Here is a 20242-nt window from a genome sequence, read left to right on the forward strand (position 1 = left end):
CGAGCCTTTATCAGCGCTCGACGACAATAGTGCGTATGGAACCCAAGACCGACTCCGAGAACTCCGGGTCAGCTGACGGCGCCTCCGCCGGGGTCCGCCGGCCGATATCCCTCGAGGACGAAGCCGCGCTCGACGCGTTCGTCGCCGACGCGGACGCCGCCGTGGTCGAGTTCTACACCGACGGCTGCGGCATCTGCGCGAGCATGGAGCCAGTCCTCGGTAACGTCGCCCGCGAGCTCGACATCGCCGTCGCCACGGTGAACCCCCGCGACGACCCGCCCCTCGTCGAGCGGTTCGACGTGCGGAGCGTCCCGCTGTTCGTGCTGTTCGTCGACGGCGAGCCGGTCGCGCGCCGCGCGGAGGGGTTTATCCCGGGCGACGACCTCACGGCGTGGATCGCGGAGCACGTCGCGTAGTTCGACCGGGTCGGACACCTCGGAGGACCGCACGGCCGCCGCTCTCCGGTCGAGGAACGGTCGGATGCGAAAAATGTCGCCTTCGCGTCGTCTACAACGAGGACGAAGTCGCCTAGAGGCGACCGACGTTCTCGACGGCGACGGACTCGACGCCGTCGACTTCGTTGAACGCCTCCTCGACGGCCTCGGTGCCGCCCGCGCCGTCGGGGACGATGACGGTGGGCAGGAGGGCGACGAGCCCGAACGCCACGTCGTCGCGCTGGAAGCCGCGGATCTTCGCGCCCTGCGGGAGCGACTCCTCCAGGCGGTCCTGCAGGTCGTCGAGGTCCACGTCGGGGCTGTTCGGCATGACCTTGATCTTGGCGGCGACGTCTCCCATGGTCAGGGCCCTCGGAAGCCGCAGTCGGGACACTCGTAGAGGTTGCTCTGCTTCCGGCACTTGGCGCACCGGTGGATCGTCTCTCCGCAGTCGGGGCAGGAGAACCGCGCGGCGTTCATCCCGGCCACCTGAATGCCACAGGAGACACACTGCCGGGTGCCCTGCGTTTCACTCTCGCTCATACATGAACCACCACCGCGCGACTTTTAACCGTTGTTCTTTGCCCTCGCCCTCCGTACGGCCGATTGCGACGCGATACCGTGGTTCACCCGACGATCAGCGGCCCGATCAGCACCCCCATCAGGTGGACCCGTCGGGCGCCGACCCGCGGCGGGACGAGCCCCAGCGCCCCGGCGAGGACGAACACGCCGACGCCGAACGCCCCCGCGAAGGCGAACGAGATCCCAGAGAGCAGCGCCAGCACGCCGACGGAGAGCCGCGTGTAGTCCGCGTTCCCGACGACGCGGAGGTAGGCGTCGCCGACCAGCAACACGAGCGCGAACCCGCACGCCGAGGCGGTCGCGGCCGCGACGAGTAGGATCGGGAGCGCGAAGGGGACCTCGGCGCGGTCGATCGCGACGGTCACGCCCGTCCGCGGCGTCCCGAGCGCGACGAGCGCGAACAGCGCGAAAATGGTATTCGCCGTGTTCGCGCCGCTCGTGGCGACGACGAACCCGCGGTCCGACTCGTCGCGCGGGACCGCCGGCAGCGCAGCGACCGCCGCGATGGCCGCGGAGACGCCCGGCACGTAGCCGACGACCGCGCCCGCGAGCGACCCGCCGCCCGCGCTGGCGGCGAGCCCGCGGCGGCTCATCGCGATTCGGGCGTCGGCCTGCGGCGGCACGCCGCCGCCGCGCATCGCCTCGACGAGCACCGGGGCGCCGAACAGCCCGGCGAAAAGTGGCGCGAGGACGCCGCCCGCGTCGAGTGGTGCCGACGGGTCGGCGTCGAGCGTCGCGAGACCGAGCGCGGCGCTCGCGAGGAACGCGACGAGCCCGCCGAGCGCGGCCCGTTTCGACGATTCGGTGAGCACGAGGAAGGCGACGACGCCGCCGAGAAGCAGCGGGAGGTGCGCTCTGACGACGGGGTAGCCCCGTACCATGACCCACGTGATCGGGACCGCGAGCGGGACCGCGAGCGCGACCGCGAGCCCCGATCCGACCGCGGACAGCCGGACTGCCTCCCGGCCGCGTCCCGCCACCACGAGCCGGTGACCCGGCAGCGCCGCGACCGCGGTGGCCGCGTCCGGGACGCCGAGCGCGAGGGCGGGCACGATGTCGAGGAAGGAGTGGACCACGCCCGCGCCGAGCATCGCGACGCCGACGAGCAGCGGGTCGGCGGAGATCGAGGGGGCGACTCCCGCGAGCAGCAGCGCGAAGTTGTTGGCGTGGAGCCCCGGAACGAGCCCGCTCGCCGTCCCGAGCGCGACGCCGCCGCACAGGAACGCCAGCGCCGCCGCCGCGAACCCCGGATCGACGACGGGTCGGACCAGCGCGTCCATCGCGACGAGGTGGCCGCGGCTCCCCGGATAAACGTGGGGACCGGCCGACCACGGGTCACCGCCGACGGCGACCGCGAGAGCCGCGGCTCGGCGCAAACGAAACGAACCGACAGAAACTCGAACCCGCTTACGCCTTCTGTGCCGCCTGCGCCTTCTTCTGGGTGACGTAGCCGGCGATCCGGTTGCGCACGCCCTTCGACTCGACGGTCGTCAGCGCGGTGACGCTCTCCTTGTTCGTCTCGAAGTCCGTGTTGAACGAGTCGGGGTACCGCTCAAGCAGGACGTTCCCGAGCTGCTTGATGTACTTGGGCTTGATGGCCATACCGAGCGATACCGCCGGCCCGAACTAAAAGGGTTCGTTACGCCGCGAGCGGGCCGCAGGCGCGCTCGCGCCGACCGCTTCACGGCTCTTCACCGTCTCGGCCGCTTCGCGACTCCCCGCTTCCCGCCCGCTCCCGCCACCCGGTCGCCTCGTCGATCCCGGCGAACGCCTCGCGCTCGGCCGGGCCGCCGCACCGGTCGACCACGTCGGCGAAGTACCGCAGTCGGTCGAGGAGTTCGTCCGCGTCGAACCCCGGCACGTCCAGCCGCGAGGCCGCCACCGTCGCGTCGACGACCGCGCCGAACCCGCGATTGATCGTGGGAACGCGCTCTCTCACGACCGCGTGGTCGACCGGGTCGAGCGCCCACGTCCGGACCGTCGTCTCGCCCTCGGTCTCGCTCCCGACCTCCTCGACGGTCACCTCGACCCACGCGTCCGCGGTCGGGAGCACCGGTTCGTCGACCTCGCGGACGGTCAGCGCGGCGTCGACGAACGTCCGCGGGTCGGCCGTGAACTGGACGACGCCGCCGCCGCGCTCGGCGAAGTTCCGCCACGTCCGGGTGCGCCCGTACGTCCGCGCGGTAACGGGGTCGCACGGGTCGTCCGGCGCGTGGAGGCCGAGCGCCGCGACGTTCCAGCGGTCGTTCGGCCCGAGCGTCGTCACGACCGACTCGGTGACGCCCCGGAGGGCGACCGGCCAGCCGTCGGGGGCGGAATCCGTGTCGCGGTCGCCGCGGTCGGTCCCGCTCACCGCTCCACCTCCGTCCCGCGGCGGAGGGCGACGTACAGCGCCGCGCAGGTGAGGTCGGCGGTCGTCCCGGGGTTGATCCCCTCGTCGACGAACGCGGCCGCCAGCTCCTCCGCGGCGTCGAGGTCGGCGCCGTGGACCGCGGCGGCGTCGATCGTCTCGGAAGTCGAGCGTTCCCCCGCGAGCAGCGCGGCGGCTCGATCGCTGGCCTCGCGGGCCCTCTCCGGACCGTGGTTCGCCGCGACCAGCGTGTCGGGCTCGGCCGCGAGCAGCCCGAGGAACGCCCTGGCCGCCCGGTCGGTCAGGGGGCCCTCGTCGCTCCGGATCCACTCGGCCGCGCGGAACGTCCGCGGGAACCCCTCGACCCACTCCTGCGCGTTGCGGTCGGGGATCCTGTCGGCGTCGTCGGCCGCCGAGAGCGCCATCACGTCCCGCAGGGTCACGCCCCGCTCCCGGAGCGCGGGGGCCGCGTCGCCCCCGCGGCGCACGTCGAGGTCGTCGGCGTCCGCCGGCGGGTCCGCCACCGCCACGTCGACGTGCTCGAACGCGCGGTAGAACGCGACGGCGTCGTCGACGGTCGTCCCTCTGGTGACTCGATCGACGGCCGCGGGGGAGAGGTCGCTATCGTCTTCGCCGGTCGCGACGGTCGCCCGCACCAGCGGAACGAGCAGGAGGAGACAGCCGAACTGGGTGTTCGTTCCGGCCCGCGCCGCCATCCCCGCGACGCCGCGCTCGAAGGCGCGGCCGATCCCCGCCTCACCGTCAGCGGCCAGTTCGAGCCCCTCGCGGGCGCCGACCGCCCCGCCGAGGAACGCCTCGAACCGGAGGTCGTCGAGGTCGCGATGCCGGTCGACGTTGCCCGGTTTCGGCGTCCCCGCGACTTCCAGCAGGAGTGCGAGCGTCGCGTCGTCGACGGGGTCGGGTCTCACGGCGGCGCCTCCGGCGGGGTCGCCGAGCCCTCACCGAGCAGCTCCCCCGCCCGCCACGCCGCCACCGCGTCGGCGACCCGAGAGAGGGCTTCCGGGCGCTCGCTCGGCCGGCCGACGCTCACGGCGTCCGCGCCGTACGCGGCGTACTCGGCGACCGTCTCCCGGCCCCGGACGCCGTTGTTGGCGATCACGGCGAGGTCGTCGCGGGGGTTCTCGGGCTCGCCCGTCGACCGGCCGGCGGTGAGTTCGCCGACGACGCCCTCCGAGTCCATCGCGTCGACGTGGAGCCAGTCGGCGCCCGCGGCCGCGACCGCGTCCGCGACGGCGACGAGGTCGACGCCGGGGACCTCGGCGCGGACCTTCACGCTCGTCGTCGCGCCGGTCTCGGCGGCGGCGGCCACGTAGTCGGCGAGGCGGCCGGCGTCCCGGAGGAGCGACTCGCCGCAGCCGACCGCACGGAGTTCGGGCTGCCGGCAGTGCGCGTTCACCTCGCAGACCGCGTCGCGCTCGGCGCAGACCGCCGCCGCCTCGCGGACCGGGTCGACGGTCGCGCTCCGGACGTTGACGCCGGGGATGACGGGGGTCTCGGCGAGGCGACCGAGCTGGCGGTCGATCCACGCGAGCGGATCTCCGGGGAGGAACTCCGAGCGGTCGCGGGCGACGAGGTCGCGCGCGGCGGCCCGACTGGCCGGGTCGAGCGCGATCCCCCCGAGGACCGCGGCGTCGACGTGCGGGGCCGCGGCCCGCGCCCAGTCCGCGTCGGCCGCGCCGCTGAGGCTGGCCGCGACGAGGAACGGGCTCGGGGGCGGGAGTGAAGGTGGAGCCCCCTCGCCGGTCGCCGTCACTCCGCCACCTCCGCGTCCGCTTCCGTCTCGGCCTCTCCGTCCGCCACCGCCGCCAGCGCGCGCTCGCACGCCCGAGCGACGCGCTCGGCGTCGCCCGCGTCGTCGATGCGGGTGTCGGTGCGCTCGACGTGCCGATCGGGAAGCTCGGTCGGATCGTCGTCGTCGAGGACGAGCGCGTCCGCGAACGGGTACGCCTCGGCGACGCCCGCGGTGGAGGGGTCGCGGCCGACGCCGGCCATCAGGTCGGCGGCGGGGCCGGAGAACACCTCGTCGCCGACGAACGGCGAGACGGCGACCACGGGGGTCGCCGACAGCGCCGCCTCGACGCCTGGGAGCGCGAGCATCGGGCCGACGCTCGTCACGGGGTTCGAGGGTCCGATCACGACGGGGTCGGCGAGCGCCTCGCGGACGGCGGCGGTCGGCTCCGCGTCCGCCGCGCCCCGGAACTCCACGTCGGCGACCGCCGGCTCGCCCCGGCGCGCGACCCAGTACTCCTGGAAGTGGATCGTCTCGCCCGCCTCGGTGTGGACCAGCGTCGCGACCGGGTCGTCGGACATCGGGAGGAGGTCGACGTCGAGGCCGAAGGCGTCCGCGAGGGTACAGATCGCCTCGGTGAGCGACTTCCCCTCGTCGAGCAGGCTCGTGCGCGTGACGTGGACCGCGCGGTCGCGGTCGCCGATCTCCATGAACTCGCCGACGCCCGAGAAGCGCCGCCAGCGGGCTATCTCGCGGCCCGCCGTCTGCGCGGCGTCGTCGAGGTATCGGGGGGCCGTCTCGAGTCCGACCTCGTCGGCGAGCCGGCGCAACTCCTCGTGAGTCGTCGTCGTGTCGTCCGCGATCCCCCACCACGTCTCGCGGTCGAGGACGCCGCCGCCGGCGAACAGAACGGTGTCGACGTCGGGGCAGACGAGGTGGCCGCCGAGCTCGACGTCGTCGCCCGTGTTGGCGACGACCGAAATCTCCCCGGGGTCCCACACGCGGGTCGCCCCGTCGAGGAGCTTCGGCGTCCCCGTGCCGCCGGCGAGGAAGGTAACCATACCGGCGCAAGGCGGCGGGCGGATTTGTATCCTCGCCTCCGCGGGCGGCGACGACCGCCGTTCTCACCCGACGCGCGCCCGCGGCGAGTCACCGCTCCGGGGTCCCCTCCGGCCCGTCACCGAACCGCCGCCTGAGCAGGTACGTCGCCCCGCCGATCCCGGCCGCCGCGCCGGCGACGCCGAACCCCGGTGCGCTGTCGTTCACCGCGCCGTCGCTCTCGTCGGTCCCCGCCGACCCGTCGCCGCCGGGCGCCGACTCCCCCGACCGCACCGGCCCGCGGTGCCCGAGCGTCTCCAGGTCGGCGCGCGACCCCTCGCTGGACCCGTCGACCCCGGCGTCGACCGCGTGGAGACCGAAATCGGCGCTCCCGACGAAGACGGTACCGTCGGCGACCGTCGGCGACGAGTCGACCCGGTCGCCGGTCTCGAAGGTCCATTGCCGCTCCCCGGTCTCCGCGTCGACGGCGTAGAGGTTCCCGTCTTGGCTCCCGACGAAGACGACCCCGCCGGCGACCGTCGGCGACGAGTCGATCGCGACCGTCGGCGACGAGTCGATCCGGTCTCCGGTCCCGAACTCCCATCGCTGCTCGCCCGACTCGGCGTCGACCGCGTAGAGGGTCTGATCCCGGCTCCCGACGAAGGCGGTGCCGTCGGCGACGGTCGGGGACGACGAGACCTCCGCGTCGGTCTCGAACTCCCATCGCCGCTCGCCCGAGTCGGCATCGACCGCGTACAGGCGTCCGTCGGTGCTCCCGACGAAGGCGATGTCGCCGGCGACGGTCGGGGACGACGAGACGGCGCCGCCGGTCTCGAAGGTCCACCGTCGGTCGCCGCTCGTCGCGTCCACCGCGTAGAGGGCGGAATCGACGCTCCCGACGAAGACGGTATCGCGGGCGACCGTCGGGGAGGAGAAGACGACGTCGTCGGTCTCGAAGGTCCACCGCCGGTCGCCGCTCGCCGCGTCGACGGCGTAGAGGTTCCCGTCGTTGCTCCCGACGAAGGCGGTCCCGGCGACGACCGTCGGCGACGACTGGATCGGCTCAGGAGTCTCGAAGGCCCACTGCTGCTCGCCCGCGTCAGCGTCGACGGCGTAGAGGCTACCGTCGGCGCTCCCGAAGAAGGCGGTGCCGTCGGCGACGGTCGGGGACGACCAGACCTGATTCCCGGTCTCGAAGACCCACTCCCGCTCGCCCGTGCTCGCGTCGACCGCGTACACGTTGTCGTCCCACGCTCCGACGAGGACGGCGCCGTCGGCGACCGTCGGCGACGAGAACACGACCCCGTCGGTCTCGAAGACCCACTCCCGGTCGCCCTGTTCGGCGGCGACCGAACCGGAGGCGCTCGCCCCGAGCACGCCCAGTGCGGCGAGTCCGCCGACGGTTTTGAGGGCTCGACGACGGCTCGCGAAACGACGCTCGCGCTGTGGAGGGCACGTCATGTTCGGGAATATCTCTCCGATTGACAAGTATCTGATGGAGGGGGAACCGCAGTTCCGTGACCGGGACGGAGAATCGCTCGCCGTCGGCGGGGCCGTCCCGTCGCCGGCGACCACACAGGTACGGTAAGTCACATGTCGTGCGCACCGAAACCGACGCCGGAAGACCCACTTCTCTCCATGAATTTCACGACGGAGGCCATACACCCGGCCGTCGGACGGTTCCGTCGTCTCGATCCCCGTTAGCGACGCGACAACCGTCGAGTTCGACCGGAACGCCGCCTTCCTCCGGCACACGTCTCTCGGGCCGTTCTCCCGCCTCCTGTCCTGTTCCTCACGGTCGGGACGGTCGCCTCGGTGTTCCTCGGCCGGGTCGACACGCGGACGACTACCGTTCGGCCGCGCTCGTCTGCATCCCCTCGGTGTTGAACGCGCTCCCCGCGTCCTCGTCGCCGAGGACGATGACGCCGGCGCCCGACCCGGTTATCTCCTCGAACTCACCAATCGCTCGGTCGGCCGCCTCCTGCGCGCTCAGCCCGTCGTCGAGGTGATCCACGGCCCGCCGCGAGAGCGTGACGCGCGCGATGTCCTCGCCGGCGCCCGTCGCGCTCGCGCCGCCGGCCTCGGTACAGAAGAACCCCGAGCCGACCTGCGGCACGTCGCCGACGCGCCCGGCGAGCGCGAACGACCGGCCGCCGGTGGAGGTCGCCGCGGCGAACGTCTCGCCGTCCGTCGCCACCGCGCCGACGGTGTCGTGGTCGGGCGCGTCGCCCCCGGCTTCTTCCGGCTCGCCGCAGTCTGCGCCTCCGCCGGCCTGGTCGTCGCCCGACCCGAACCGCGTCGCGAGCCAGTCGAGGTGCGCGCGCGGGCCGCCCTGCGGCGGGTCCTCCGCCTCGTACCGCTCGCGCTTCTCGTCCGTGAGCAGGTCGACGCCCGTCTCGATCCCGAACTCGCCCGCGAGGTCGACCGCGTGCTCGCCGGAGACGAAGACGTGGGGCGTCTCCGAGTGGACGACGCGGGCGACGCTCGCCGCGTGCTCGACGCCCGGCATCGAGCAGGCCGCGCCGACCTCGCGATCGGAGGTCATCACGCCCGCGTCGGTGCGGACGACGCCGTCGGACTGGACCGCGCCGCCGACGCCGGCGTTGAAGCGCGGGTCCGATTCGAGGACGCCGAGCGCCGCCTCGACCGCGCCGAGGGGCGTGTCGGCGTCGACGCCGCGGCGGGTCGCCTCGTCGAGCGTCGCCTGTCTGGGTGCCGGCTCGTCGGGGCGTCCCCCGGCGCCGCCGTGAGCGATGACGCGCATACGCGGGGGTCGCGCGGCGCCCGGATAAGCGCGCGGAAAGCGGCGGGGCCGGTCCGGCTTCCGTCTCCTGCACCTCCGCTCCCGCACCTCTGTGACCGGGCGGCGGGCTTCTCGGGCGAAGAGACGGCGTCGGTGACGGTCTCGTCGGTCGACCGACGTCGCCGGGACCGGCGAGGTCCGGGTCCGGGACGTCGGCACGCGCGAGTGCCGGTGAGGGCCGGCGGTGAGTCGTCTCGGAGAGAACGAGCGAGCGTGTTCTCGACTGACACTTATCACCCCCGCGCTCGAAGCGAGCGACGTGACCAGCACGGACCAGGACCGTCCGCCGACCTCCGTCCTCCTCCCGACCGCTCGCTGGACCGACGCCTGCGAGGAGGTGGCCGCACAGCTCGGCGCGGGCGACGAGCTGCTCGTGATCTGCGACACCGACGACGACTCGGTCGCCGACCGCCGCGGAACGACGCCCGAGGGCGTCAGAGTCGTCCTCGCCGGCGAGCCCGAGGGCTGCTCGGGGAAGGCGAACGCCATCGCCGCGGGGATGGAGACCGCCGCGCACGACCGACTCGTCTGGACCGACGACGACTTCGCGCACCCGAGCGACTGGCTCGCGACGCTCTCCGACGACTACGAGCGACGGGGGCCGACGACGGAAATCCCGGTCTTCGTCGGGAGAGACCCCCTCGCTCGGCTGTTCGAGCCCGCCTACGCGATCGGCGGGACCGTCGCGGTCGCCGTCGGCGGGATCGTCTGGGGCGGCGCGGTCGTCTTCGAGCGCGACGACCTCGAACGCCCCGAGTCGGCCTCCGACGCCGCCGCGAACGCCGCCGACCCGGAGGCGGCGCTCCTCGCCGACCTCCGCCGGACCGTCAGCGACGACGGGACCCTCACGGAGTACCTCGACGTGACGGCCGCGGACCGGACGCGGACGGTTCCCTGCGGCGGCTCGGTCCGGGGGTCCGTGGAGCGGTTCGTCCGGTTCTTCCGGATCGTGCGGTTCCACGACCCCCCCGCGGCCGCGTTCGACGTCGCCTTCGCGGTCGCGTTCGCCGCGCTGTGTCTGTTCGCGCCGGTGCTCGGCGTGGCGCTCGTCACCGCCGTCTCGGCCGGCGTCTACGCCGGGTTCGGGATCCGCCGAGCGACGTTCCTGCTCGCCGGGCCGTCGGTGCTCGTCTCGCCGCTCTTCCTCGCGTACGCGCTGGCGCGTCGGACGTTCGTCTGGGGCGGTCGGCGCTACCGGTGGCGGTCGCTGTTCGACGTGGAGGTGTTGTCCGCGTGAGGCCGGCTCCCTCGTGAGACCGGCGTAAACCCCCGATTTCGGGGTCTCTGGCGCCCAGCGGCAAAGCGGCAGGCACTTTACGCGGCTCCGACAACGCACGAACGTTCATGAGCTACGACAAGGTCGACGTCCCCGACGACGGCGAGGCCATCACGCTCGCCGACGAGGAGACCGGCGAGCTGAACGTCCCCGAGAACCCGATCATCCCGATCATTCACGGCGACGGAATCGGCACCGACGTCGGGCCGGCCGCCCAGAAGGTACTGGACGCGGCCGCGGAGGCGACGGGCCGCTCCATCGCGTGGATGCGCGTCTACGCCGGCTCCAGCGCCCGCGAGAAGTACGACGAGAACCTCCCCGAGGACACCGTCTCGGCGATCCGCAACCACCGCGTCGCGATCAAGGGCCCGCTGACGACGCCCGTCGGCGCCGGCTTCCGCTCGCTGAACGTCGCGCTCCGCAAGACGCTCGACCTCTACGCGAACGTCCGCCCCACCTACTACATCGACGGCGTTCCCTCGCCCGTCAAGAACCCGGAGGAGATGGACATGATCACCTTCCGGGAGAACACCGAGGACGTCTACGCCGGTATCGAGTGGGAGGCCGGCACCGACGAGTCCGAGCAGGTACGCGACTTCTTAGAACAGGACATGGAGGTCGCCGACGTCATCCACGACGGCCCGGTCGGCATCGGCGTCAAGCCCATCTCCGAGTTCGGCTCGAAGCGGCTCATCCGCGAGGCGGTCGACTACGCGCTCGCGAACGACCGCGACTCGGTCACGCTCGTCCACAAGGGGAACATCATGAAGTTCACCGAGGGCGCGTTCCGCGACTGGGGATACGAGGTCGCCGAGGAGGAGTACGGCGACGACGTCATCACCGAGGACCAGCTCTGGGAGGACCACGACGGCGAGCGCCCCGAGGGCACTCTCGTCGTCAAGGACCGCATCGCGGACAACATGCTCCAGCAGCTGCTGACCCGCACCGACGAGTACTCCGTCATCGCGACGATGAACCTCAACGGCGACTACATGTCCGACGCCGCCGGCGCGCAGATCGGCGGCCTCGGCATCGCGCCCGGCATCAACCGCGGCCACGGTCGCTGTCTCGCCGAGCCCGTCCACGGCTCCGCGCCCAAGTACGCCGGCGAGGACAAGGTGAACCCCACCGCGATGATCCTCTCCGGCCGCGAGATGCTCGACTACCTCGGCTGGTCCGACGCGGCCGACCTCGTCCGTGAGGCCGTCGAGGAGACGATCGCCTCCAAGAAGGTCACCTACGACCTCCACCGGCAGATCGAGGGCGGCGAGAAGCTCGCGACGAGCGAGTTCGCCGACGCCGTCGTCGAGCAGATCGACGAGCTGGCGTAAACCGGAGCGACGCCGTCGAAATCGGCGGCGACGCGGATCGACAATTTCGATATTCTTTTTGAGGGAATGCGGAGCCGTCGCTTATAAGGCGTAGTTGGCGCTGTGGCTAGGAAGTTTAAATCTCCAGCCACTCATTTATAAGTGATCGACCGCGGATCGGTGGAGGCACATCCAAAGCCCCAGCCGGGAGGCGGGCGCACGCTCGCTGCGCTCCTTACTCGGTCGCTCACTTCGTTCGCTCCCTCGTTGCGGTGTCGCCGGCGGCTGCTCGTGGCGCGTAGCGCCACGCTGCTTACGTCGCCTGTGACCGCCTCCCGGATGCCCCTTTGAATCCCGCCCGCACCAGCACCGCCCCGCGCCTCACGCCTCCCCAACCTCGTCGGCCGGCCTCCGCTTCGCTCCGGCCGTCCGACTCCAGCGAGGGACCGAAGGTCCCTCTGGCAGCCGGCGCGACGCGCCGGCGACCTCGTGCGGGCGGTTCGCGCCCTCCGGGCGCTCACCGGCGCACGCCACCGCGCGTTCATTTATAAATCGTCGCTGCGTCGCTCGCCTACCCCAACCGCTCGTCGAGGATGAGCCGCGTCTTGGTCGACTTGACCTCGTCCATCTCCCTCGCCTGCGAGATGAGTTCGTTGACCGCGCGCGTGTCGACGGCGTCGACGACGAGGACGATGTCGTCCTCGCCGGAGACCTGCCAGACGAAGTCCACCTCGTCCCAGTCGACCATCCGCTCGCCGACGGCGGCGGTGTCGACGTTCATCTCGACCGAGATCTCGATCATCGCCTTCACGTTTCCCGTGCGGGTCGTGACGGTGAACCGCTCGATGACCCCCTCGTCGGTCATGCGGTCGACCCGGTTGCGCACCGTTCCCTCCGAGGTGCCGACCCGGTCCGCGATCTCCGTGTACGGGGTCCGCGCGTCTCGTCGCAGTATCGAGAGGATCCGGCGATCGAGGTCGTCCATATCCGCCCGTCTCGCCCCGGCGACTTACTCGTTACGAATATCGTAACGAAGCTACGAACGACGCATTTATTACCCTTTACGCGTACGTTTCTCGTAATGTCGGACGCCTACATCGCGCTGGCCGACGGACGCGTGCTCGAAGCGCGCGCTCGTTCGCCGGGGCGTACCCGTGGCGAACTGGTGTTCACGACCGCGTACACCGGCTACGAGGAGTCGCTCACCGACCCCTCCTACGCCGAACAGATCCTCACCTTCTCGTACCCCCTGATCGGGAACTACGGCGTCCGAAGCGAGCGGTTCGAGTCCGACTCGGTCCAGCCGCGCGCGGCGATCGCCCGCGAGTTCACCGACGACGTCGCCGAGTGGCTCGCCGGCGAGGACGTGCCCGCCGTGGACCACGTCGACACCCGCGAGATCGTCACCACGGTCCGCGAGGAGGGCGCGATGGCCTGCGGGATCGCCGCCGGGCCGGACGCGACCCCCGAGGACGCGGTCGCGGAGATGGAGGCGTGCAAGCCGATGAGCGACCACGTCGACATCGGCGCGCAGGTGTCCGTGTCGGAGCCGACCGTCCACGAGGGCGACGGCGTCGCCGACGTGGCCTTGCTCGACTGCGGCGCGAAGGGCTCGATCATCTCCTCGCTCACCGAGCGCGGCGCGGACGTGCACGTCCTCCCGTACGACGCGACCCCCGAGGACGTGGCCGACGTGGACCCCGACGTGCTGTTCGTCTCGAACGGCCCGGGCGACCCGGAGAACTTCGTCGCCGCTCAGGAAGTCGTCGACGCGTTCGCCGGCGAACTGCCGATGGCCGGCATCTGCCTCGGCCAGCAGGTGATCACGAGCGCCCTCGGCGGCTCGACCGAGAAGATGGCGTTCGGCCACCGGGGCGTCAACCAGCCCGTCAGGGACCTCCGGAGCGAGAAGGTCGTGATGACCACCCAGAACCACGGCTACACGGTCGACGACACCGGTCCGCTGGAGGTGACGCAGGTGAACGTCAACGACGACACCGTCGAGGGGCTCGACAGCCAGGAGCTCGACGTCATCACCCGCCAGTACCACCCCGAGGCGAACCCCGGTCCGCACGACTCGCTCGGCTTCTTCGACGAGGTGCTGGAGCTCGCGGAGGCGGCCCCGCCCGTCGCCGCCGACTGACCGCCCCGCTCCCGACGAATCCGCTGGCCGCGACCGACCGCCCCGTGCCGCCACTGACCGCCACGGAGTACCACCCGCCCGACGCCTGCCGGTTCCCGCGTCGGATTCTCACGTTCCGTTTCTCGTCCGTTCTCCGCCCGTTTCTCGTCTGTTTCCTGCCCATTTCGTTCCCCGTCCCGTCCGCGACCGGCGACGTTTTCCCCCGTCCCCTCGCAGTGACGCCCATGACGACGGAGATCCTCCTCACCAACGACGACGGCATCGACGCCGTCGGGATCCGGGCGCTGGCCGACGCGCTCTCGCGCGACTACGACGTGACGGTGGTCGCGCCCGCGAGCAACCAGTCCGGCGTCGGCGGCGCGCGCTCGTGGTGGGACACGACGGTGGAGTACACCGAGACCGACGCCGGCTACGCGGTCGAGGGGACTCCCGCCGACTGCGTCGCCGTCGCGGACGTGGCGCTCGGGCTGGACCCCGACGCCGTCGTCTCCGGCTGTAACCACGGGCCGAACATCGGCGCGCACATCCTCGGGCAGTCCGGCACGGTCGGCGCCGCGATGGAGGCGTCGTTCCTCGGCACGCCGGCGATCGCGGTGTCGCTGTACGACCGGGGGAACCTCCCCGTCCCGCCGACGCTCGACAACGGCGACTTCGCGGTCGCCGGCGAGGTCGTCGCCGACCTGCTCGACCGCGCCGAGGGCGGAAGCGACGGTGACGGCGACGCCGATCTCTCTCTCCCGTTCGGCGCCGACGTGCTGAACGTCAACGTCCCGGCGGCCGACGACGAGGCGGCCGAGGCTCCGACCTATCGGCTGACGGAACCCGCGCGCGGCTTCGACGTGATCGAGTTCCACCCCGGCGAGGCGGAGCCGGAGGACGAGAACGTCCCCGAAGGGTGGGAGTTCAGCGAGCGGCGCGGGGAGATGGGGATGGAGCTCCGCGACCGCTTCTGGCGGGAGTTCCTCCGCGGCGACGTCGCCGACGATCCCGGCTCCGACCGGCTCGCGGCCGTCGAGGGCGAAGTGAGCATCTCGCCGCTGTCGTCGTCGCGGTCGATCGCGGGCGACCGCGCCGGCGAGGTCGTCGAGGGGGCGGCGGCCGGCTCGGGGGCCTCGCGGATAGAGCAGGACTGAGAGGGACGGCTCTCCCCCCCCCCCCCCCCNCGCCATCAGAGATGTGTATAAGAGACAGCCCGGCCTCAGCGCCGCCGTCCCGGTCGACGCGAACTCCCGGTGAACTCCTCGCCCAACCGGCCGAGGTACCACACGATTATCAGTCCCAGCACGACCCCGGAGCCGAGCGCCCCGAGCAGCTCGATCGGTGAGGGGCCGAACTGGAGCGAGATGAGCGGCGGCGACACCGCCACGATAAGGAGGATGACGGCCTTTATCCGTCGGTTCCCGGCGTCGCGTTCCGCCTCCGACATGGGCTCTACCACGTCTGCCCCTCCGCGCTCCGCGCTCGGGCCCGGATCGCTCCCGTGTCCATGGACGATCCACGACTCGCCCGGATATCAACCCGGCGGAGCCGGCCGAACATCCGCCGTCCGTTCGGCTCCCCGAACCGATCGCACGCCTACGCCGTCGCGGCCTGATAAGCGTCTCGACCGTTCACGTCGGTAACCGGCGCATACCCGCGTGAACGGTCTGGACGGTTTAAGTCCGCTCGGGGTCACGTCTCCGGTACCCCTGCCCGCGGCCCCGCCGTCGCGGTCCCGCTTCGCGCGAGTCGCTCCCTCCACCGCCGTTCCGCGGCGCTTTTGAGCCGACCCCGACAAGCGAAGCGCATGGACGACGAACTCCGCGAGCGCGTCGAGGCGGCCGGCGAGGCCGCCGCGCTGTTCAACGCGCTCAAACACGGCAGCGACCCGGACGTGGGCGCCATCATGGGCCCGCTGATGGGCGAGAACCCCGACTTCCGACCGCACGGCGACGAGATCCCCGGCGTCGTCGCGCCGGTCGTGAACCGGGTCGCCGGCATGGACGAGGCCGAGCGCCGCGAGCGGCTCGGCGAGCTCGCGCCCGACAGGCTCGCGGAGCTCGAGGCCGACGACGAGGCGGACGAGCACGTCCTCCCCGACCTCCCGAACGCCGAGGAGGGCGAGGTCGTGATGCGCGCCGCGCCGAACCCCAACGGCCCGTGGCACGTCGGCCACGCCCGGATGCCCGCCGTCATCGGGACGTACAAGGAGCGGTACGACGGCGAGTTCATCTGCCGGTTCGACGACACCGACCCGGAGACGAAACGACCCGACCTGGACGCGTACGACGCCATCCTCGAGGACATCGAATACCTCGGATTCGAGGCCGACCGCGTCCTGAAGGCCTCGGACCGGCTGGAGACGTACTACGACCACGCCCGCGACCTGATCGACGCCGGCGGCGCGTACACCTGCTCGTGCTCCGGCGAGGAGTTCTCGGCGCTCAAAAACGACGCCGAAGCGTGCCCGCACCGCGGGAAGGACGCCGAGACGGTTCACGAGGAGTTCTCGGCGATGGTCGACGGCGAGTACGGCGCCGGTGAGATGGTCCTCCGTGTCCGCACCGACATCGAGCACAAGAACCCCGCGCTCCGCGACTGGGTCGCCTTTCGGATGATCGACACGCCGCACCCGCGCGAGGCGGCCGCGGACTACCGCTGTTGGCCCATGCTCGACTTCCAGTCGGGCGTCGACGACCACCTCACGGGCGTCACGCACATCATCCGCGGGATCGACCTGCAGGACTCCGCGAAGCGACAGCGGTTCGTCTACGACTACTTCGACTGGGAGTACCCCGAGGTGCTCCACTGGGGCCACGTGCAGGTCGACGAGTACGACGTGAAACTCTCCACGTCGACGATCAAGGGGCTGATCGAGGGCGGCGAGCTGACCGGCTGGGACGACCCGCGAGCGCCGACCATTCGGTCGATGCGTCGCCGCGGCATCCAGGGGCAGGCGCTCGTCGACTCGATGACGGAACTCGGGATGTCCACCTCCGACGTGGACCTCGCGATGTCGTCGGTGTACGCGAACAACCGCGACCTCGTCGACGACGACGCGAACCGGTACTTCCTCGTGCGCGACCGCGAGGACGACCCCGCCGTGGAGCTCCCGGTCGTCGGCGGCGACGCGCCCGAGGCCGGCCACCCGCCGCTCCACCCCGAGCATCCGGACCGCGGCGACCGCGAGGTGCCCGCCGGACGAGTCGTCGTCGAGTCCTCGGACCTCCCGAGCGAGGGCGAGCGCGTCTGGCTCAAGGGGTACGGCTGCGTCCGGCACGCGGGCGACGAGCTGGCCTTCGTCGACGCCGGCATCGACGTGGTCCGCGACGGCGACGTGGACGTGATCCACTGGGCGCCGGCCGAGGAGGGGCTCGAGGCGCTCCTCCGGACCGTCTCCGGCGACGTCCGGGGCATCGCGGAGCCCGCGGTCGCCGACGTCGCCCCCGACGCGGTCGTCCAGTTCGAGCGCGTCGGCTTCGCCCGGATCGACGCGTTCGACCCCGAGGCGACCGACGAGCCCGACGGGCCGACCGGCGAGGAGGACCTGCTCGCGTACTTCGCGCACCCGTAGTCGGCGTCTTCGGAACCGGCGCGCGGCTCGAGCTGCGCGCCCGCGACCGCCCGCCGCGGGGGTTAAGTAGCGAGCCGCGGAACTACGGGCAAGATGGCCATCGACTCGAACTTCGAACAGAGCCGAGAGAAGGTCGGCGAGGAGGACGGCGTCGCCGTCTGGGGGCCCGTCGAGCCGCCGGAGAAGCAGGGGATCCGCGGCACGCACGTCGCGGTCGACTTCGACATCTGTCTCGCCGACGGCGCCTGTCTGGAGGACTGCCCGGTCGACGTGTTCGAGTGGGTCGACACGCCCGGTCACCCCGAGTCCGAGCGGAAGGCGAGCCCGGTCGACGAGGACCAGTGTATCGACTGCATGCTCTGTGTGGACGTCTGCCCCGTCGACGCGATCGACGTCGACCCCGGCCGCGAGAACCGGATCTAATCGATCGAATGCGTTGGGACGGTCCCTGAAATCCCTGCGGATTATTTATAATCAGTTTGTCGTCGATCGACGGCGAACATCTCCAAAGCCTCAGCCGGTCGCTTATAAACCGCTGTCGGCGGCGCGGTGACAGCCTCCAAAGCCCCAGCCGTCGAGGACAGCGCACGTTCGCTGCGCGCTTCAGTCGCTCACTTCGTTCGCTCCCTGCAGTGCTTACGTCACCTGCGCTGTCCTCGACGGCTGCCCCTTTGAGTCCCACCCACCGCACCGCCCAGCACCGCAGCCTCACGCCTCCCCAGCCTCGCCGCTCGCGCTTAAAAGCGCTCGCGGCGTCCCTCGCGGACTCCTCGCGACCGCCAAGGGCGGCCGCTCGGAGGCGCGCCACCGCAAGGCATCGTTTATAAGCACCTGTCGTTGATCCGCTCACTTGTTTATAAACCGCTCGCGCTCTTCGAGCGCGAAGTCGGTCCCGTACCGCTCGACGAGGGGTTCGTAGGCGTCGCCGAGCGCCCGCATACACGCGCCCGCCGACACGTACCCGAGCTCGTCGGCGACCGACTCGCTCGGGCGGCCCTGCAGGACCTTCCGGACGAGCAGGCGCTTCTCGCGGCCGTCGAGGGCGTCGCCGTCGAGGGCGTCGCCGTCGGTCGTCTCGCTCCCTCCGTCGCCCTCGATCAGCGCCGCCATCGCCAGGTCGCGGAACGCGCCGGGCGCGCTGTCGTACATCCCCGGGCCGAACGACGCGCCCACGACGGAGCGCCACTCGGTCTCGGTCAGGTCGACCGTCGTCGGCGCGGAACAGGCGCGGAGCGCGCCGACGACCACGTCGGGGTCCACGTCGCGGTGGGCGTCGGAGAGCCCGTCGCGCTCGCGGTCGCGGAACGCGGCCGCGTGGCGGTCGAGGAGGGCGCTCCCCGGTCCGCCCTCGCCGACGGGACGGACCATGATCGCGGAGTACTCCCCGGAGGCGTCGTTGCGGGAGGTCGAGAGGTGGACCGTTCGGTAGCCCGCCCGCCGCCAGAAGCGGAGCAGGCGCGGGGTCGCGCCGTAGCCGACCGAGAAGTAGTCGACGTCGCCGTCGCGGTCCCCCTCGGCCCCGCCGCCCTCCCCGCCGAACTCCGCGTGCACCTCGTCGAGAAGGCGGGTGCCGAACCCCTCGCCTCGGAGCGCGTGGTGGGTCGCGATCCGGACCGTCCGTACCCCCCGCGGCTCGGCGGCGGTCTCGTCGCGGAGCTGGCTCGTGAGCACGTCCGGCACCATGTTGCCGCGGACGCGCTCGCCCTCGTACATCCCCCGGCGGGTCTCGGCGTCGAGCCCGCCCTCGCGCGCGAGCAGCGCGACCGCGACGACGCGCCCCTCGGCGACGAGCGCCCGCGCGGTGAGGTTCGGCGCGTCGAGCAGCCGCGCGAGGTCGTTCGGCTCCGTGCGGTAGTGCGCGGCGACGAGCAGTCCGAACGCCTCCCGGAGCAGGGCCTCGTCCGCGAGCAGGTCGTCGGTCGCGAGGGTTCGGTACGTCGCGTCCCCGACCGTCGAGCCCGCGACCGCCTCGTCGACCGCCGGGCGCGCGTCCAACAGGAGCGCCCGCGACGCCCACGCCTCCACCGGGTCGTTCCGGGCGTACCGGATCGGCTCGTCGAGGCGCACGTCCCGCACCGAGAACGGGCTCGCTCGCAGCCGCTCTCTGAACCGGATCGAGAACCCGCGCCCGGCCCCCTCGTACCCGTGGACCGTCGTGCAGAACGCGACCGCCGGCGCGTCGAGGAACCGCTCGAGGAGCCGCACCGGGAGCGCGGCCGCCTCGTCGACGATCACCGCGTCCGGGTCGTCGGGGAGATCGGCGGCCTCGGCGGGCGGAAGGAACCGAACCCGCCCCCCGCCCGGCGCGTCGAGGCGGCGGGCGTCGCGCTCGGAGTCGGTGTCGGTCTCGCCGAGCAGCTCTCTCGCCCGCGCGAACACCTCCGCCGCGTTGCGGAACGCCGGCGCCGTGACGAGCACGTCGGCGCCCGCGAGCGCGAGCGCGCCCGCCGCGATCCCCGCCGCGCTCGACTTCCCGCGCCCGCGGTCCGCCTCGGCGACGACCGCGTGTCCCGGCGTCGCCAGCGACTCGAAGGCCCTCACCGCTCGGACCTGATCGCCCGTGAGACAGGCCTCGTAGGCGGCGGCCGGGAACGTCGCGTTCGGCGGGGCGGTCGGGTTCTCGGCGGCCGTCCGCGCTCCCGCGTCCCCGGTCGCCCCGCCTGGCGGGCCGATGAGCCCGTCGCGCTCGACCGCGTCGCCCTCCGGCCCGTCCGCCCCGAGCGAGACGATCGCGATCCCCGGATGCGACCGGAGCGTTCCGACGAAGCGCTCGCGGAAGCGGCCCGTCACGTCCTCGATCCCGTACGGCGGGACCGCGAGCGAGTCGTCGAACCGGTCGCGGACCGCGGGCCACGCGTCGAGCTCCGGGGTCAACAGGACGAGGAGGCCGCCGCCGTCGACCGCGCCGACGCACCGGCCCAGCGCGTTCGGAACGAACTGCTCGTGGCAGTCGAGGACGACGACCTCGCGGGCTGTCTCTTATACACATCTCTGAGCGGGCTG

Annotated in this window: 19 protein-coding genes and 1 pseudogene; 7 read left to right on the forward strand and 13 right to left on the reverse strand. The window is 72.2% G+C overall.

The annotated features are described in order from the left end of the window. The first annotated feature begins 35 nt into the window (after positions 1-35). Positions 36-416: a thioredoxin family protein gene (locus tag C469_RS12295; protein WP_008007019.1), complete on the forward strand. Its 381-nt coding sequence runs from the start codon at positions 36-38 to the stop codon at positions 414-416. A 112-nt stretch (positions 417-528) separates the two neighbouring features. Here the strand turns inward: C469_RS12295 and C469_RS12300 are convergent, their stop codons facing one another. The 10 genes from C469_RS12300 to C469_RS12345 form a co-directional block, all read right to left on the reverse strand. After that, entirely contained in the window at positions 529-795 is a 267-nt protein-coding gene (locus C469_RS12300) for an elongation factor 1-beta (RefSeq protein ID WP_008007020.1), read from the reverse strand. 2 nt (positions 796-797) lie between these two features. Then, complete coding sequence (locus C469_RS12305; protein ID WP_004047107.1) at positions 798-977, reverse strand: HVO_2753 family zinc finger protein; 180 nt, start codon at positions 975-977, stop codon at positions 798-800. Positions 978-1060: 83 nt separating this feature from the next. Further along, positions 1061-2296, reverse strand: coding sequence for a tripartite tricarboxylate transporter permease (locus C469_RS12310; RefSeq protein WP_049911406.1), 1236 nt, complete (start codon positions 2294-2296; stop codon positions 1061-1063). 127 nt (positions 2297-2423) lie between these two features. Continuing rightward, positions 2424-2618, reverse strand: a complete 195-nt coding sequence (locus C469_RS12315; RefSeq protein ID WP_008007028.1) for a 30S ribosomal protein S17e — start codon at positions 2616-2618, stop codon at positions 2424-2426. A gap of 79 nt (positions 2619-2697) precedes the next feature. Next, positions 2698-3369 (reverse strand): DUF447 domain-containing protein, encoded by a 672-nt coding sequence (locus C469_RS12320; RefSeq protein ID WP_008007030.1) that lies wholly within the window; start codon positions 3367-3369, stop codon positions 2698-2700. Beyond that, positions 3366-4295 (reverse strand): triphosphoribosyl-dephospho-CoA synthase, encoded by a 930-nt coding sequence (locus tag C469_RS12325; RefSeq protein WP_008007031.1) that lies wholly within the window; start codon positions 4293-4295, stop codon positions 3366-3368. Before C469_RS12325 ends, C469_RS12320 begins: the two co-directional genes overlap by 4 nt. Continuing rightward, positions 4292-5140 (reverse strand): hypothetical protein, encoded by an 849-nt coding sequence (locus C469_RS12330; protein WP_008007033.1) that lies wholly within the window; start codon positions 5138-5140, stop codon positions 4292-4294. Before C469_RS12330 ends, C469_RS12325 begins: the two co-directional genes overlap by 4 nt. Then, complete coding sequence (gene cofD, locus C469_RS12335; RefSeq protein WP_008007035.1) at positions 5137-6177, reverse strand: 2-phospho-L-lactate transferase; 1041 nt, start codon at positions 6175-6177, stop codon at positions 5137-5139. Before cofD ends, C469_RS12330 begins: the two co-directional genes overlap by 4 nt. A gap of 88 nt (positions 6178-6265) precedes the next feature. Continuing rightward, positions 6266-7615 carry a beta-alanine-activating enzyme beta-propeller domain-containing protein gene (locus tag C469_RS12340; RefSeq protein WP_082230144.1) on the reverse strand — a complete coding sequence of 450 codons (1350 nt, stop codon included), beginning with the start codon at positions 7613-7615 and terminating at the stop codon, positions 6266-6268. 385 nt (positions 7616-8000) lie between these two features. Continuing rightward, complete coding sequence (locus C469_RS12345) at positions 8001-8918, reverse strand: isoaspartyl peptidase/L-asparaginase (RefSeq protein WP_008007040.1); 918 nt, start codon at positions 8916-8918, stop codon at positions 8001-8003. A 298-nt stretch (positions 8919-9216) separates the two neighbouring features. Between C469_RS12345 and C469_RS12350 the strand changes: the two genes are divergently transcribed. Both C469_RS12350 and icd read left to right on the forward strand, forming a co-directional pair. Continuing rightward, the gene (locus C469_RS12350) at positions 9217-10194 is read left to right on the forward strand and encodes a glycosyltransferase family 2 protein (protein WP_008007042.1); all 978 of its coding nucleotides are present in this window, start codon (positions 9217-9219) and stop codon (positions 10192-10194) included. Between the two features lie 107 nt (positions 10195-10301). Next, positions 10302-11564: an isocitrate dehydrogenase (NADP(+)) gene (gene icd, locus C469_RS12355; protein ID WP_008007044.1), complete on the forward strand. Its 1263-nt coding sequence runs from the start codon at positions 10302-10304 to the stop codon at positions 11562-11564. A gap of 550 nt (positions 11565-12114) precedes the next feature. Here icd and C469_RS12360 read toward each other — a convergent pair. After that, positions 12115-12528 carry an Lrp/AsnC family transcriptional regulator gene (locus C469_RS12360; RefSeq protein WP_008007046.1) on the reverse strand — a complete coding sequence of 138 codons (414 nt, stop codon included), beginning with the start codon at positions 12526-12528 and terminating at the stop codon, positions 12115-12117. Positions 12529-12624: 96 nt separating this feature from the next. On the opposite strand from C469_RS12360, the gene carA reads away from it, so the two are divergent. Further along, positions 12625-13686: a glutamine-hydrolyzing carbamoyl-phosphate synthase small subunit gene (gene carA, locus C469_RS12365; protein WP_008007048.1), complete on the forward strand. Its 1062-nt coding sequence runs from the start codon at positions 12625-12627 to the stop codon at positions 13684-13686. A 224-nt stretch (positions 13687-13910) separates the two neighbouring features. After that, the gene (surE, locus tag C469_RS12370) at positions 13911-14819 is read left to right on the forward strand and encodes a 5'/3'-nucleotidase SurE (RefSeq protein ID WP_049911407.1); all 909 of its coding nucleotides are present in this window, start codon (positions 13911-13913) and stop codon (positions 14817-14819) included. A gap of 65 nt (positions 14820-14884) precedes the next feature. Here surE and C469_RS12375 read toward each other — a convergent pair whose 3' ends face one another. Then, positions 14885-15112, reverse strand: a complete 228-nt coding sequence (locus C469_RS12375; protein WP_008007051.1) for a hypothetical protein — start codon at positions 15110-15112, stop codon at positions 14885-14887. 360 nt (positions 15113-15472) lie between these two features. Here C469_RS12375 and C469_RS12380 point away from each other — a divergent pair, with 360 nt between their 5' ends. Then, positions 15473-17239, forward strand: coding sequence for a glutamate--tRNA ligase (locus tag C469_RS12380; protein ID WP_008007053.1), 1767 nt, complete (start codon positions 15473-15475; stop codon positions 17237-17239). Positions 17240-17332: 93 nt separating this feature from the next. Further along, positions 17333-17662, forward strand: coding sequence for a 4Fe-4S dicluster domain-containing protein (locus tag C469_RS12385; RefSeq protein WP_008007055.1), 330 nt, complete (start codon positions 17333-17335; stop codon positions 17660-17662). 423 nt (positions 17663-18085) lie between these two features. Here the strand turns inward: C469_RS12385 and tmcA are convergent. Beyond that, a pseudogene (gene tmcA, locus C469_RS12390) lies at positions 18086-20209 on the reverse strand (tRNA(Met) cytidine acetyltransferase TmcA); the annotation flags it as partial. Positions 20210-20242: the final 33 nt, after the last annotated feature.

It is taken from the genome of Halorubrum lipolyticum DSM 21995, from assembly GCF_000337375.1.
GTDB classification, from domain to species: Archaea; Halobacteriota; Halobacteria; order Halobacteriales; family Haloferacaceae; genus Halorubrum; species Halorubrum lipolyticum.